We start from the raw sequence: 14,832 nt of genomic DNA, 5'->3' as shown, positions 1-14,832 counted from the left end.
GCGCATAGGAGCCCGGGCAAACGGGCCACCCGACGGCGACCTCGCTGCGGCCGCCAACATGCGGTCGATTCGGAGATCCGCACAATGCTGACTCGATTACCAGCGCGGCACGCTCGGCCGTTGCAGACAGCAGGCCAAACGAAGAGCGGTCAGGCCGCCCCGGCCGGCGGCGACGAGTCGGTCGACGTCGAGGCGTCCGCGGCGGCGCGCTTCTTCTCGACAATCCCGACCGCGACGATCGAGCCTTCGTAGAGCAGCATCAGCGGCAGCGCGAGCGAGGCCTGGCTGATCACGTCGGGCGGCGTCAGGACCGCGGCGATGACGAACGCGCCGACGATGAAGTAACGCCGCTTCTCCTTGAGCTGCTTGGAGGTGAGCACGCCGATCCGGCCCAGCAGGGTGAGGATCACCGGCAACTGGAACGCCAGCCCGAACGCGAAAATCAGCGACATCATCAGCGACAGATATTCGCCGACCTTGGGCAGGAGCTGGATCTGCGCGGTCTCGTCGCCGCCGACCTGCTGCATGCCGAGCGAGAACCGCACCAGCATCGGCAGCACCACGAAGTACACCACCAGCGAGCCGAGTACGAAGAAGCCAGGGGTGGCGATCAGATACGGCAGGAAGGCGTTCTTCTCGTGCTTGTACAGGCCGGGCGCGACGAACTTGTAGATCTGGGTGGCGATGATCGGGAACGAGATGAAGCCGGCGCCGAACATCGCCAGCTTGAGCTGGGTGAGGAAGTATTCGAGCAGCGCGGTATAGATGAATTTCGAATTCTCCACCCCCGCGACCCAGACGAACGGCCATACCAGCACGTTGTAGATCTGCTTGGCGAAGAAGAAGCAGAAGATGAACGCGATGCCGAAGCCGAGCAGCGCCTTGATCAGGCGCGAGCGCAGCTCGATCAGGTGGTCCATCAGCGGCGCCTTGGAGGCCTCGATGTCTTCGGCACTCATGACGCTTTGGCGTCCTTGGCGAGTTCGGAACCGGCAAGTTCGGAACCGGCGCGGTCGGGATGGGCGAGATCCGGCGGCGCCGCGTCCGGGGTGGCAAGCGCGTGGCTCTCGGCCGGTACCGGTAAATGCGCCGGCTCGGCAGCCGGGGTCTCACGGACGATCGCCAGCGGCTCCGAGATCGCGGCGTCGTGCCGGGTCGGCTCGATCAGCGTCTCGGCTGTCGGTTGCACCGGAGTGGTGGGCTCGGTCGGCGGAGTGTCTGCGTTCGGGGGGGCTGCCGTCGGGGTGTCGGTGGCGGCGGGCTTGTCGAGCGCCATCGCGTCGGTGACCTCGCTCGACAGCTTGGTGAGCATGTTGTTGGTCGACAGCCCGGTGGTGGCTTCCTTGACCTCGTCGAACGACTTCTTCAGGTCGGCCATCTCGGCCTCGCGCATCGCTTCCTGGAACTGCCCCTGGAACTCGGTGGCGAGCCGGCGCGCCTTGCCGACCCATTGGCCCACCGTGCGCAACACGCCCGGCAGCTCCTTGGGGCCAATCGCGATCAACGCGACCACCCCGACCACCATCAGTTCACTCCACCCGATGTCGAACATGAAACGGCCGACTATGCCTCAATGCGCCCGCGAATCCGCTGGGGCGCTTCCGGGCGCGCCCCGCTGTCCCCCGCGATGCGCTCACCCTCTGATGATCCGGCGGCGCGTACCGTCGCCGGATCAAGCGGCCCGGCGGCGATGCCGCACGGGGCTCAAAGACGGATCAGGCGCGTGCGACCGCGCTTCAGACCGCCTTGCTGCCGACGTCGGTGCGGTTGGTCGCACCGGGCGTGGAGGCGTGGTCGATCGACTTCACCGGCTCGGACTTTTCGGCCGTCTTGTCATCGTCCTGCAGGCCCTTCTTGAAGGACTTGATGCCCTGGGCGACGTCGCCCATCAGGTCGGAAATCTTGCCACGACCGAACAGCAGCAGGACGACCGCGATAACGACGATCCAGTGCCAGATACTGAGTGAACCCATCCTGCCTTCTCCCGAAACTCGACCGGCGCGCCAGCCCTATTCACTCGCGAAGCTAGGTGAAAGAACCGCCCGAAACAAGGATTTATGCCGACACAACGGTGAGTTGATCGGCCGCATTCTGGTTCCGGGCCGGCAGCATCATCGAACCGTTCAGGGCTCGTCGCGCCGGTCGGACGCCTCGTCGTCGTCCTGCGCGTCGGCATCGTCCGATTCAGCGGTATCCAATTCCGCGGCGGTCGCATCATCGATCTCGCTGTCGGACGCAGCATCGATCTGGCCCACGGCCTGCTCCGGCTTGATCAACTCCACCTCGACGGTTTCGATCTCGACGCTGAGTTCGTCCACCGTCACGAGGCTGTCCGCCTCGGGCTCGTCAGCCGCGACTTCTTCGGTCCCGATGGCATCGTCGGTCGCCACGTCCTCAGCTTCGAACTCGTCCGTCTCGAAATCTTCGGTCTCGATCCCGCCGGCATCGAACGCTTCGGCAACAACCTCGGTACCGTCGATCTGTTCGGCCTGCTCGGTCTCGATCGCGCCGGTTTGATCGGCATCGGCAAAGCCTGTTGCGGCGGACTCGGACTCCGCTTCGGCACCACCCGCAAAGCCTGTTTCGGTGGGCTCCGAGGCGGTATCGGACGTTTCGGCCAAACCGGTCTCGGTCGCGACCGCTTCGGCCGTGCCGGCGGTCTCGGCAGCCTCGCCGGACAGCTCCAGTTCGGGCTGCGGGGCCAGCGTCAGATCGAGATCGCCGGGCTCCAGCGGATCCTCGTCCTCGCGCAGCGCAGGATCGTCGGACGGCGTCGGCACGCTGAAACCGGTCGGCAGACGGGTGTCGAGCAAGCCGGTGCCCTTGAGCTCTTCCAGCCCCGGCAGGTCGGTCAGCGATTCCAGGCTGAACTGCGACAGGAACGCCTCGGTGGTGCCGAAGGTCAGCGGACGGCCCGGCGTCTTGCGACGGCCACGGGGCTTGATCCAGCCGGTTTCGAGCAGCACATCGAGCGTACCCTTCGAGGTCACCACGCCGCGGATCTCTTCGATCTCGGCGCGGGTGATCGGCTGGTGATAGGCGATGATCGCCAGCATCTCGATCGCCGCGCGCGACAGCTTGCGGGTCTCGGTCGACTCGCGGGTCATCAGCCAGGCGAGATCGCCGGCGGTGCGGAACGTCCATTTGCTGGCGATCCGCACCAGATTGACGCCGCGATGGGCATAGTCGTCCTGCAACTGCTTCAGCGCCGCCTTGACGTCGACGCCTTCCGGCATCCGCTTGGCGAGCGCCGCCTGGTCGAGCGGCTCGGGCGACGCGAACAGCAGGGCTTCGAGCAGGCGCAGCTCCTCGGGCCGGGTCTGCGGCTGCTGCTCGGCGCTGTCATCGGACAGATGTTCGACCGGCTGTTCGAACTCCACGATGCGCTTCTCCGCCAGACTTGCCATGGCTCGGTCTCCTTCTTCCACTACCCGACCGGAGTATCCGGCAAGGCTGCCGCTTCCATCGCTGGAGACGGCGGACGCTTACGAAAATACAGGGGCGCCAGCGGCGCGGCCTGATGCAGCTCCACCTCACCCTCGCGCACCAATTCGAGCGCGGCGGCAAAGCTCGACGCCAGCACGGTGGCGCGCTGCGTCGGGTCGGGCATGTAGCGCAGCAGATATTCGTCGAGCCGGCTCCAGTCCTCGGCGAGCCCGACCAGCCGCTCCAGCGACGCACGCGCTTCGCTCAGCGACCACACCGTGCGCTTGGCCAAATGCACCGTGGTCAGCACCCGCGACTGCCGCTGCGACGCGTAGGCGCTGAGCAGGTCGTAAAGCGTCGCGGTGAACTTCGGATGCTTGATCTCGGCGATGTCTTCGGCCAGACCGCGGGGAAAGATGTCGCGGCCGAGCTGGGCGCGCGTCATCAGCGAGTTCGCGGCCTCGCGGATCGCCTCCAGCCGGCGCAGCCTGTTGGCCAGCGCGTTCGCCATCTCTTCGGCGCTCGGGCCTTCCTGGGCGGGCGGCTCGGGCAGCAGCAGGCGCGATTTGAGGAAGGCGAGCCACGCCGCCATCACCAGATAGTCGGCGGCGAGTTCGAGCCGGATCTTCCGCGCTTCCTCGATGAACAGCAGGTACTGATCGGCGAGCGCCAGGATCGAGATCTTGTGCAGGTCGACCTTCTGCTGCCGCGCCAGCGCCAGCAACAGGTCGAGCGGACCTTCGTAACCCTCGACGTCGACGACGAGTGCCTCGTCCTGGTCGACCTGCTCGACAGGCCGGCCAGTCTCGAACTGCAGAATCTCAGCGGTCATACGCTCACCCTCGAGCGGCCGATCAAGGTGTCGAGCTCGGCCCGCGCCGCGGCCCGGTCGAACGGCTGCGGGGGGCGGCGCGCCGCCAGCGCCGCCTCGGCACGGGCCAGCGCCCTGCCCGCCAGTTCCGGTGTTTCGGCAACGACCTGGCGCATTTCGTCGAGCTTGCCGTTGCAATGCAGGACGACGTCGCAGCCCGCCGCGACGATCGCGCGTGTGCGCTCGGCGATGCTGCCGGCCAGCGCGTTCATCGAAACGTCGTCGCTCATCAGCAATCCTTGGAACCCGATCGACTCACGAATCACCCGATCGATGATTGTCGCAGAAGTGGTCGCCGGTTGGGCGGGATCGAGCGCGCTAAACACAACATGTGCAGTCATCGCCATCGGCAGGTCGGCGAGCGGCCGGAACGCGGCGAAATCGGTGCGATCCAGCTCTTCGCGCGAGGTGTCGACGGTCGGCAGCCGATGATGACTGTCGGCGGTGGCGCGGCCGTGACCGGGAATGTGCTTCAGCACCGGCAGCACGCCGCCCTGCGCCAGGCCGTCGCTGACCGCGCGGGCGATCGTTGCGACCTTGTTGGGCGTGGTGCCATAGGCACGATCGCCGATCACCGCATCGGCGCCGGCGACCGGCACGTCGGCAAGCGGCAGGCAGTCGACGGTGATGCCGAGCGCGGCAAGATCGTCGGCGATCAGCCGGGCGCTCAGACGCGCCGCGGTCAACCCGGCCTCCGGGTCGATGTCATAGAGCGTGGAGAACACCGCGCCCGGGGGATAGGCCGGCCAATGCGGCGGTGCGAGCCGCTGAACCCGCCCGCCTTCCTGATCGATCAGGACCGGCGCGTCGGGGGAACCGATGGTTCCGCGCAAATCGTCAACCAGCGCCTTGACTTGCGCCGGATTGTCGACATTGCGCTTGAACAGAATGAAGCCCCACGGACGGGAATCGCGGAGAAATCCGCGCTCGTCGTCGCTGAGATTGAGGCCGGCAATGCCGGTAATGAAAGCGCGCGGTGGCATACAGGCCGCTTAGCCCGCGCGCGCCTCCAGGGTCAAGGAAACCGCCGTTAATTCCTCTGGACGAAGCACTGTCCGCCGGCACTTTTCAGGCTGCCGCAGACCTGCTGCGCCTGTTCGGCCGAGGCGAACGGGCCGACCATGGCACGGTAGTAGACGCCCTTGTTGCCGAGATCGACCTTCTTGATGATGTGGGGCTGTGATCCCAGCAGCGACGGGAACTTGCTCTGCAGGGTGCGATAGGACGCCTTGGCGTCCGCCTCGCTGCGCTGAGACGATACCTGCACCACATAGCCACCGGCCGTCGCAGCCGGCTCAGCAGGCAGAGAAGCCACACGCTGCGGCCGAGGCGCCGGGGTGTCGGCTGTGGTATTGGGCGACAGCGACAGCGGTGCATTCCCGGCTGACGCGTTGGCATCGGCGACATTGCGCGCGGGCGCCCGCGCCGCGGCGGCGGGCGTCGGAGTTCGCGACGCCTGCTGCGCCGCTCCGGCCGGCTGGCCGGCATGGTCGGCCTGATCCGGGCGGATGCTGTAGGTCTTGATCTTGCGCGGCTCGTCGCCGGCCAGGGTGCCGTTGTTCGGCGGCGGCGTCAGATTCGGTTTGACGCCGGGCGTGACGCTGGCGACGGTCGGCGGATTCGGGTTCTGATTGAGCTGCGGCAGCACGACCCGCGGACCGGAGCCAGGCATCCGCGACGGGTCGGCGGCCGGCTGCTCCTCGCGCGACACCAGCGCCTCGACGCCGGTTCCGGAGGCGAGCCGGTCCTGGATCGGCTTGCCGGCATTGTCGTTTGACGGCCCCGGAATCTTGGTCGGGCTGGTGTCGGCCTTGATCACCGGCGGCTCGCCGCTTCGCGGCGCGCCGGAGAACGTGCGATACGCCAGGGCCCCGCCAGTGCCGACCACCGCCAGCGCCAGAATGGCCACCACCGTCATCATGTTGTTCCGACGCGGCTTCACCGCCTGTCCGTCGGACATATCGTCGTAGCCGTCGCCGTAACCGTAAGAGGGATCCTGATAGCCTCCGATCGGCGCGGGGTCGGCCGGGAGCTGGCCGTACAACGCGTCATCGTAGCGGCCCGGCTCCAACGGAGCGGTGCTGGCCGGCAGCGGATCGAATTGCGGTTCGTAGTGGACCCGATCCGGCTGCACCAGATCGAGACGATGCTGCTCGATCGGCGCCGGATCGAATCGCGGATCGGGCAACCGGGTGTCGAGCGCGATCGGCTCGACCGGCATCGACTCGATGGACGCCTGTGGCCCCTGAGGCGCTTGTGCGTAGCCGGTCGCCGCGGCACGGCGCGGCGTCGCAGCGCTGACGAAGGACGGCGGCTGTCTGAAATCCGGCTCCGGCGGCAGGATCGGTTCGGGCGGTTCGGGCGCTCGGGCGGGCTCGGGCGCACGCTGACGATGCTGCATCCAGGACGGCATCGGCCGCGCCGACAGATCATCCTCGGCCGCGACCGAGGACGGTCCACGGCTGGCGCTGAAATCGGTCGATCGGCTCTGCGGTGCGATTGGAGGCGCCTGCTCGACGCGCCCGGCCTTGCCGAACGGATCGGCCTGACCGATCAAGCGAGCGAGCTCCGCGAGCGGATCGTTTTCCGGCTTTTGCGGATAGCGCGAAGTCACGCTCTCGTCTTCATAAGCCGGGAAAGGTCGGTCCTGATATCGATCCGTCATCGTGATGTCGCGTCCCATTCGGGAAAGCGGCCAAAGGCGCCTTCGCAGACGTCACGGCCGCTCTCACAAGCCGCTCCAGATCCCCATCTGACGGCCGATCCCCTATCGCATCTCGTCCGGCGCAGTGACGCCGAGAATGGCGAGCCCCGAGGCCAAAACCGAGACGACGCCTTGGACCATCGCCAAGCGCGCCCTGGTTATCTCTGCATCATTATTGATAATGAAGCGTAAATGAGGCAGATCCCGTCCATGCGTCCAAAGCGCATGAAATTCGCTCGCGAGCTCATTGAGATAAAACGCAATTCTGTGCGGCTCGTGGGCCTGGGCGGCGGCTTCGACGATACGCGGATAGAGCGCGAGGCGTTTCAATAGTTCGAGCTCGGCCGGATCGCTCAGCCGCTCCAGCGGCGCCTGCCGCAGCATCGCCGCCCGCGCCTTCGAATCCTCCGGCAGATCCGGAACCACCTCGCGCGCATTGCGGAAGATCGAATGGCCGCGCGCGTGGCCGTACTGGACGTAGAACACCGGATTGTCCTTCGACTGCTCGATCACCTTGGCGAGGTCGAAGTCGAGCACCGCATCGTTCTTGCGGAACAGCATCATGAAGCGGACGGCGTCGGAACCAACTTCGTCCACCACTTCACGCAACGTGACGAAGTCGCCGGCCCGCTTCGACATCTTCACCGGCTCGCCGTTGCGCAGCAGCCGCACGAGCTGAACGATCTTGACGTCGAGCGCGCCCTTGCCGGCCGTCACTGCCTGGATCGCCGCCTGCATCCGCTTGATGTAACCGCCGTGATCGGCGCCCCAGACGTCGACCATATTGGCGAAGCCGGCGTCGAACTTGACCTTGTGATAGGCGATGTCTGACGCGAAGTAGGTGTAGGAGCCGTCCGACTTCAGCAGCGGCCGGTCGACGTCGTCGCCATAGGCGGTGGCGCGGAACAGCGTCTGTTCGCGGTCCTCATAGTCCTCCACCGGCGCGCCCTTCGGCGGCGGCAGCCGGCCCTGATACACGTCGCCTTTGGCGCGCAGGAACTCGATAGTCTCGGCGACGCGGTTGCGGCCGCCTTCGATCAGCGAACGCTCCGAGAAGAACGCCTCGTGGGTGATGTTCAGCGCGGCAAGGTCGCCCTTGATCGCTTCCATCATCATCGCGATCGCCTTGGCGCGGACGGTCGGCAGCCACTGCGCTTCCGGTAGTTCCTTGAGCGCAGCGCCATGCTCCGCCTTCAGCGCCTCGCCGACAGGCTTCAAGTAATCGCCCGGATACAGCCCTTCCGGAATCTCGCCGATCGCCTCGCCCAGCGCCTCGCGGTAGCGCAGGAACGCGGAACGCGCCAGCACATCGACCTGGGCGCCGGCGTCGTTGATGTAGTACTCGCGGGTGACGGCAAAGCCGGCGGTGTCGAGCAGATTGGCCAGCGCATCACCGAACACCGCGCCGCGGCAGTGGCCGACATGCATCGGCCCGGTCGGATTGGCCGAGACGTATTCGACGTTGACCTTCTCGCCGCCGCCAATGGTGCTGCGGCCGTAACCGGCGCCGGCATCGAGCACGGCGCGCAGCGCCTCCGCCCACACCGCCGGCTTCAGGGTCAGGTTGATGAAGCCCGGTCCGGCGATCGCGACCTGATCGATCAGCTCCTCGGCGCGGAGCTTGTCGGCGATCTTGTCGGCGAGGTCGCGCGGCTTGGCCTTGGCATCCTTGGCCAGCACCATCGCCGCATTGGTCGCCATGTCGCCGTGGGAGGCGTCCTTCGGCGGCTCGACCACGATGCGCGACAGGTCGATCCCGGCGGGCAGCGCGCCCTCTTCGATCAGCGCCGCGCACACCGCGTGCACGCGCGACAGGAGACGGGCGAAAAGATGCGTGGACATCGGGAGCTCGGCCATATCTGAAAAGGGAAAATGGACGCGGCCGTTTCGGGCCGGTCGAGGCGCCGCCTAACGCAAATCCGGGGTCGAGTCAAAAAGCCGCTGATGCTCGGCCAGCGCGTAGCGGTCGGTCATGCCGGCGATAAAATTGCGAATCCGCAGCAACCGGTCGGCTTCGCACTCGGCCACCGGGCCGTTCGCCGGCAGCCAGTCCGGCGGCAGGTCCGACGGATGGTCGCAATACCGCAGGAACAGGTCGGCGACGATCGCCTCGGCGTCGCGCATCACCTTCATCACCCGCTCGGCGCGGTACATCCGGGTCCACAGGAACGCCTTGATCTCGGCTTCGGCTTTCGCCGCTTCGGCCGGGAACGCCACCAGCGCCCGCTCGGCGCGGCGGACCTCATCGGCCGAGCCCGGCCTCACCTCGCCGATCCGACGCTCGGCCTCGGCGGCGACCGCGCCGATGAAATATGAGATCAGCTCGCGCACCAGCTCGGCACCGCGGCGGCTGTCGTCGAGCCCCGGAAAGCGCCGGTCGATCGCGGCGATGATCCGCGCCATCAGCGGTACTTCGGCCAGATCCTCGATCCGGAACAGCCCGGCGCGCAGGCCGTCGTCGATATCGTGGGCGTCGTAGGCAATGTCGTCGGCAATCGCCGCCACCTGGGCCTCGAGCGAGGCGAAGCTCCAGAGCTGCAGGTCGAAACGCTGGTCGAACTCGGCGATGCCGCGCGGTACGCCGTGCTCGGCATAGCGCGGCAGCGGCGCGCCGGCGCGGTCCGTCAGCGGCCCGTTGTGCTTGACCACGCCTTCCAGCGTTTCCCAGGTCAGGTTGAGGCCGTCGAACTCGGGGTAGCGATGCTCGAGCGCGGTCAGCACCCGCAGCGTCTGGGCGTTGTGGTCGAAGCCGCCGGCGTCCTTCAGGCAGAGGTCGAGCGCGCGCTCGCCGGCATGGCCGAACGGCGGATGGCCGAGGTCGTGGGCGAGCGCCAGCGTTTCGGTAAGGTCTTCGTCGAGCCCGAGCTGGCGCGCCAGCGCGCGGGCGATCTGCGCCACTTCCAGGCTATGCGTCAGCCGGGTGCGATAGTGGTCGCCTTCGTGAAACACGAAGACCTGGGTCTTGTGCTTCAGCCGGCGAAACGCGTTGGAGTGGATGACGCGGTCGCAATCGCGGCGAAACGCGCTGCGGGTCCGGCTCGGCGGCTCATGGAATTGCCGGCCGCGGCTGTGGTCCGGATCGCAGCCAAAGGCTGCACGGGGAGCTGCCATACCGACCGACACGCGCGACTCGTCCTGACCGTTTGATTCTGCGGTGCGGCGCACTTAACTATTGTTGGCAAAGAAATCCAATGACGGGCCCCTGCCCGAACGACACGGAGCGGCGAGATGACGGAATCAGGCGTCACCATCAGCGAGCGCGCGGCGCGCCGGATCGGCGAAATCCTCAAGGGCGAAGGCCAGGGCGCGATGCTGCGGATCAGCGTCGAGGGCGGCGGCTGCTCGGGCTTCCAGTATAAATTCGACGTCGACCGCACCAAGACCGACGACGATCTGGTGATCGCCCGGGACGGCGCAGTCGTATTGGTGGATTCGGCCTCGGTGCCGTTCCTGGCCGGCTCGGAGGTCGACTTCATCGACGATCTGATCGGCGCCTCATTCCGGGTCAACAACCCGAACGCCTCCGCGTCCTGCGGCTGCGGCACCAGCTTTTCGATCTGACGATCTTGCCGACAGGACGGTTGCGGCGGCTGGGTGCCACCCGCAGCCGTTGGCTTTGAGACGCTCGGTTAAGACAAACGTCCCCTGCCGTACGTTCTGCTCTTGGTTCCGGTTCCCAATTCCGCTAAGGCGCGGCCAAAGAACCCTCCGAACGACCTATTGGCAGCGCGCGATGCCCCGCGCGCTGCGCGGCCATGTCGAGGATGGGTCAACAGCCCCCGGAAACCTCGATGTCGTTGCCTCCCAGCGTTCCCCGTGTGCCTCTGCGCGTCTCCAGCGTCCAAGCCGGCCTGATCCCCGCGCTGGTGCTGGCGCTGAGCTTCAGCGCGATGCTCGCCCTCACTTTCTCGATGCAGAACGACGTGATCGCGCGCGACCGCGATCACCAGATGGCGGCGGTCAGCCAGGCGATCACCGCCGCACTCGACGAAGCGGGACGGTTCGCGCTGACCCAGGCGGAGACCACGGCGCGGCAGCGCGCCGTCGGGCGAGCGCTTGCCGCCGGTGACCGCGCCGCGCTGACGGAGCTCACGGCCGCGCCCTATGCGTATCTGAAGAGCCAGGGCGTGCCGGTGTTCGGCTTCCACGCAGCCGACATGACCTATCTGTTGCGACTGCATCTGCCGGACAAATCCGGCGACGACCTGACCAAACTTCGGCCGATGGTGCTCGCCGCCAACAAGACGCGGCGCTCGCAGGTCGGACTTGAAATCGGCGTCGCCGGCACCTTCGTGCGCGGCATCGCGGTGATCAATGACGGCGACCGCTTCGTCGGCACCGTCGAGGCCGGCCTCAATCTCGAGCCGATCCTCGAACAGGTGAAGACCCTGACCAATGCCGACATCGCGGTGGTGCTGAGCCAGTCGCTCGCCGAGCTGCCGCCGCGACGGCCCGGCGACACGGGCGAGCAGTTCGGCGACCTGATCGCGCTGGCCTCGACCGACACCCCGCTGTTCGCGGGACTGTTGCGCGACGGCGCAATCCGCCTCGCCCGGACCCGCGAGATCAGCCCGTATCGGATCGGAGACGAAACCGGCGCGATCCTGGTGCAGCCGCTGATCGATTTTTCCGGTCGGATGATCGGCAACATCGCAGCGGTGAAAACTTTCCCGTCGCATGGCGTGGCGCTGCAGCGGACCCGGATCGAGCTGATCGCGGCTGCGCTGATCGGCGCCGTGCTCGCCTTCGTCGCCTTCTCGGTATTGGCACGGATGCTGAAGCCGCGCGACGAGGCGCAGGCATGAAGTCACTGCGGGCAGCGCTGCTGATCGTTTTCGTGGCACTGTGCGGCGCCCCCGCATCCGCTGGCTCGCCGTCGGAAGGGCTGCCCGACGGTATCGAGCTGCCGGTCAAGGTCCGCATTGGTCTGCGCGTGCTCGATATCACCGAAATCCGCGAGGTGATCGGCCGCGCCCGACTGCACATCGAAGTCACCCAGCGCTGGACCGATCCGCGCCGGCGTTTCGATCCGCTCGACGCCGGCACCTCGCGGGTCGACCGCGTTGGCGCCGAAGCACGGCAGTACATCGCCGGGATCTGGACGCCCGGTCTGGCGATCGACAATCAGCTCGGCGAGCCGCGCGCCAAGGCGGATGCCGTCTCGGTCTATGCCGACGGCAGTGTGGTGCTGGTCGAACGTTACGAGGCCGATTTCCGCGTCGGCGTCGACATGGCAGCGTTTCCGTTCGACCGGCAGCGGCTGTCGCTGTCGTTCTCGCTGCCGCGGTATGCCAAGCAGGACGCGATGCTGGTCACCACCGAGACCGACCGGCTGTTCTCGCGGATCGAACCGAAATTGTCGGTGATCGATTGGCGCCCGCTCGACCTGACCTTCTTCTACGACGAGGCCGCCGGCTGGAACGCGCGGGCGTATTCGCGGCTGAACGCCACCATCGGCATCGAGCGTCTTGCGTAGCCCTATCTGCTGCGGCCGTTCCTCCCGCACCGAAGGATCACGGCAGCCTGGTGTTCTCCGCCCTTCTAGCGCTGGCGGCGATCAGCTTCACCTACGAGGCGAGCTTCCCCGGCTCGATCTCGCTGAACACCCCGATCGCGAAGATCATCTCGCTCGGCTATTTCTATCTTGTGGTGGTGATGCTGATCGACGCGCTGCTGTGGAAACCGCGCAGCGATCCCGCCTCGCGCTATCACGTCCTCGCCACCGGCCTGCGTTCGCACTGCCGCTGGGCGCTGCCGTCGATCATGGTGATCGTCTGCCTCGCGCTGGTGCTGCGGGGACTGCCGGGGTAGCGGCGACCCGTGGCGGCGTGCTGCCCCGTCACCGCGGCAAACTGGCGGCGGAGGTGACGAATTCGGACTTCGTGATCAGCCCGGGCCTGCCGTTTCTGAGGCGCCCGGCCACCATGTTCTTCACTGTCCAGGTGCCGTCGAGATTGTAGCTGACATTGAATGCCGTGAAGCCCTGCGCCGCATCGCACAGCGCAGCGGTCGCCACCATCGAAGCGAAATCCAGCACCGTTCCTGCAGCATAGCTCCCGATCTGCACGTAAAACTTTAGCGAAGGCGTGCAGTCCAGGGCGACGTTCGGCGGCGCCGTCACGAAATTCGACAACAGAATTCCGCCGGCCAGCGTCTGCATCGCGACGCCGGCGTTGTAGTTCACCAGCGTCGGGTTGAACACCGCGGTCCTGATCCGAAATGCGCCGGCCGGCACGTCCTCCGTAGCCATCGGCGCCGACAAGCCAAGCGCCGGCGACACCGACATGGTGGTGGTGTTGGCGGTCGGTGGCCCTTGCGCGGGCGTCAGCTCGATCGCCCGAATAGCGCCAGCCTGCCCGACCGGCTGTCCCGGCTGCGGCGGCGCGATCTGCTGCTGCACGCCGGCGTAGGTTTGCGGCGTGATCATGAAGCTCAGCACGGCGCCGGATGTCGCATAGGGCAGTAGCGGCTGGCCGCACAGGCTGCTGACATACACCCGACCGGCGCTGGAATACCCGGCCGGCTGCTGGAAGAAACAGAAGTTTTGCAGCGTATTGCTGTCGTTCCTGAGATTGATGGTGATCGCGCTGACCATGTCGCTTCCCCGACGGCAGCCTGGGCGCCCGGAGCGACCCTTCAACCAGATGGTGCGCCTCCGCGCCGGACGACCTTTCTTTTGAAAGTCTTCCGGCGCGGCGCCATCGGCGGCCGGGATGCTCAACCGATCATCGCGCGACCGCCGCGACGATTACTCGAACACCGCCGTCGCGTTCGGCACGTCGAGCTGCGTACACATCGTCCCGCGATACGGTCCGCCGATCCAGCCGATCTGGTACTCGTTGAACTGTTGCAGGGCGCCCGGCACGTCGAGATGGGTGATCGTGGTGGGCGCCAGCATGTCGGCCGCATAGCCACGCGCGATCGAGGCGGTGCCGGCCTCGTTGAGGACTTCGGCGTTGGCGGCGCCGTTCACGTTGGCCCGGGTGCTGGTGATCGTGGACTTTTCGATCAGACCGCGACGCCCGTTCGCCAGCATCATCGATGCCATGTTCTGCACCGTCCAGGTGCCGTCGAGATTGTACGACACGTTGAAGGTGGTGAAGCCCTGGGTCGCGTCGCAGATCGCCGCATTCTGCGACGAAGCAGTGAAGTTCATCACCGTCCCGGCGGTATAGGTGCCGGTCTGGACGTAGAACTTGATGATCGGCTGGCAGTCGAGATTGGTATTCGGCGACACCGGGACGAAATTCGACAGCGTGATGCCGCCGGCCGTCGACTGCACCGCCGATCCTGCGTTGTAGGGCGTGACCACCGGATTGAACGTCGGCGTCTTGATCCGGAACGAACCCTTCTGCGGTCCATCGGTGTTGGTCGGCTTCGACAGCCCGAGGGACGGCGACACGCTCATCACGGTGGTGTTGTTGGTCGGCGTGCCGCCGGCCGCCGGGGTCAGGTCGATCGCCTGGATCGCGCCCAACTGGCCGGAGGGTTTCCCGATCTGCGGCGGCGAGACCTGCTGCTGCGCACCCGCGTAGTACTGCAGCATCATGGTGAAGCTGAGAACCGCGCCGGAACTCTCGTAAGGCATCACCGGAAGACTGTAGAGGCTGTTGGTGTAGACCTGCGGGCCGCCGGTATAGATTGCCGGCTGCTGAAAGATGAAGAAGTTCTGCATCACGTTGCTGTTGTTGGTGACGTTGATGGTGATCGTGGTGGCCATGATGGTCTCCTGCGGGATTGCGGGGCTCAGGTTGAACCCTTGGTCGATCTGCAACCAAGGGTTGTACAACACTAATCCCGCACCCGGGCCAAACGGCAACTTCTGGTTGCA

General features: G+C 66.5%; 15 protein-coding genes. 4 read left to right on the top strand and 11 right to left on the bottom strand.

The annotated features are described in order from the left end of the window. Positions 1–149 precede the first annotated feature (149 nt). The 9 genes from tatC to DU475_RS08200 form a co-directional block, all read right to left on the bottom strand. Entirely contained in the window at positions 150–959 is an 810-nt protein-coding gene (gene tatC / locus DU475_RS08240) for a twin-arginine translocase subunit TatC (protein ID WP_013502365.1), read from the bottom strand. Then, positions 956–1,552 (bottom strand): Sec-independent protein translocase protein TatB, encoded by a 597-nt coding sequence (gene tatB, locus DU475_RS08235; protein ID WP_080964159.1) that lies wholly within the window; start codon positions 1,550–1,552, stop codon positions 956–958. Before tatB ends, tatC begins: the two co-directional genes overlap by 4 nt. 184 nt (positions 1,553–1,736) lie before the next feature. Next, on the bottom strand, positions 1,737–1,973 hold the full coding sequence (locus tag DU475_RS08230; RefSeq protein WP_013502363.1) for a twin-arginine translocase TatA/TatE family subunit: 237 nt from the start codon (positions 1,971–1,973) through the stop codon (positions 1,737–1,739). Positions 1,974–2,123: 150 nt separating this feature from the next. Continuing rightward, positions 2,124–3,407, bottom strand: coding sequence for an SMC-Scp complex subunit ScpB (gene scpB, locus DU475_RS08225; protein ID WP_164631655.1), 1,284 nt, complete (start codon positions 3,405–3,407; stop codon positions 2,124–2,126). A 20-nt stretch (positions 3,408–3,427) separates the two neighbouring features. Next, positions 3,428–4,258: a segregation and condensation protein A gene (locus tag DU475_RS08220; RefSeq protein WP_164631654.1), complete on the bottom strand. Its 831-nt coding sequence runs from the start codon at positions 4,256–4,258 to the stop codon at positions 3,428–3,430. Next, the gene (gene nagZ, locus DU475_RS08215) at positions 4,255–5,280 is read right to left on the bottom strand and encodes a beta-N-acetylhexosaminidase (protein WP_164631653.1); all 1,026 of its coding nucleotides are present in this window, start codon (positions 5,278–5,280) and stop codon (positions 4,255–4,257) included. The genes DU475_RS08220 and nagZ overlap by 4 nt, the downstream gene beginning before the upstream one ends. Before the next feature lie 47 nt (positions 5,281–5,327). Further along, entirely contained in the window at positions 5,328–6,962 is a 1,635-nt protein-coding gene (locus tag DU475_RS08210) for an SPOR domain-containing protein (protein ID WP_164631652.1), read from the bottom strand. Positions 6,963–7,064: 102 nt separating this feature from the next. Beyond that, positions 7,065–8,858, bottom strand: coding sequence for an arginine--tRNA ligase (argS, locus tag DU475_RS08205; RefSeq protein WP_164631651.1), 1,794 nt, complete (start codon positions 8,856–8,858; stop codon positions 7,065–7,067). 51 nt (positions 8,859–8,909) lie between these two features. Further along, a complete protein-coding gene (locus tag DU475_RS08200) occupies positions 8,910–10,124 on the bottom strand; it encodes a deoxyguanosinetriphosphate triphosphohydrolase (RefSeq protein ID WP_164631650.1) in 1,215 nt (404 codons plus the stop codon). A 105-nt stretch (positions 10,125–10,229) separates the two neighbouring features. On the opposite strand from DU475_RS08200, the gene erpA reads away from it, so the two are divergent. The 4 genes from erpA to DU475_RS24575 all read left to right on the top strand — a co-directional run bounded on the left by erpA (position 10,230) and on the right by DU475_RS24575 (position 12,812). Then, positions 10,230–10,562, top strand: a complete 333-nt coding sequence (gene erpA / locus DU475_RS08195; protein WP_013502356.1) for an iron-sulfur cluster insertion protein ErpA — start codon at positions 10,230–10,232, stop codon at positions 10,560–10,562. A 230-nt stretch (positions 10,563–10,792) separates the two neighbouring features. Then, the gene (locus DU475_RS08190) at positions 10,793–11,806 is read left to right on the top strand and encodes a cache domain-containing protein (protein ID WP_164631649.1); all 1,014 of its coding nucleotides are present in this window, start codon (positions 10,793–10,795) and stop codon (positions 11,804–11,806) included. Next, complete coding sequence (locus DU475_RS08185) at positions 11,803–12,477, top strand: ligand-gated ion channel (RefSeq protein ID WP_246700276.1); 675 nt, start codon at positions 11,803–11,805, stop codon at positions 12,475–12,477. The genes DU475_RS08190 and DU475_RS08185 overlap by 4 nt, the downstream gene beginning before the upstream one ends. Positions 12,478–12,527: 50 nt before the next feature. Then, the gene (locus tag DU475_RS24575; RefSeq protein ID WP_246700275.1) at positions 12,528–12,812 is read left to right on the top strand and encodes a hypothetical protein; all 285 of its coding nucleotides are present in this window, start codon (positions 12,528–12,530) and stop codon (positions 12,810–12,812) included. Between the two features lie 28 nt (positions 12,813–12,840). Here DU475_RS24575 and DU475_RS08180 read toward each other — a convergent pair whose 3' ends face one another. Continuing rightward, positions 12,841–13,596, bottom strand: a complete 756-nt coding sequence (locus DU475_RS08180; RefSeq protein WP_164631648.1) for a RhiA family protein — start codon at positions 13,594–13,596, stop codon at positions 12,841–12,843. Between the two features lie 153 nt (positions 13,597–13,749). Continuing rightward, positions 13,750–14,721: a hypothetical protein gene (locus DU475_RS08175; RefSeq protein ID WP_013502352.1), complete on the bottom strand. Its 972-nt coding sequence runs from the start codon at positions 14,719–14,721 to the stop codon at positions 13,750–13,752. Positions 14,722–14,832: the final 111 nt, after the last annotated feature.

The sequence above is a fragment of the Rhodopseudomonas sp. WA056 genome (assembly GCF_010906995.1).
GTDB classification, from domain to species: Bacteria; Pseudomonadota; Alphaproteobacteria; order Rhizobiales; family Xanthobacteraceae; genus Rhodopseudomonas; species Rhodopseudomonas palustris_G.
Note: the sequence above shows the minus strand (reverse complement) of the source record. Positions and strands in the feature narration are given on the sequence as shown.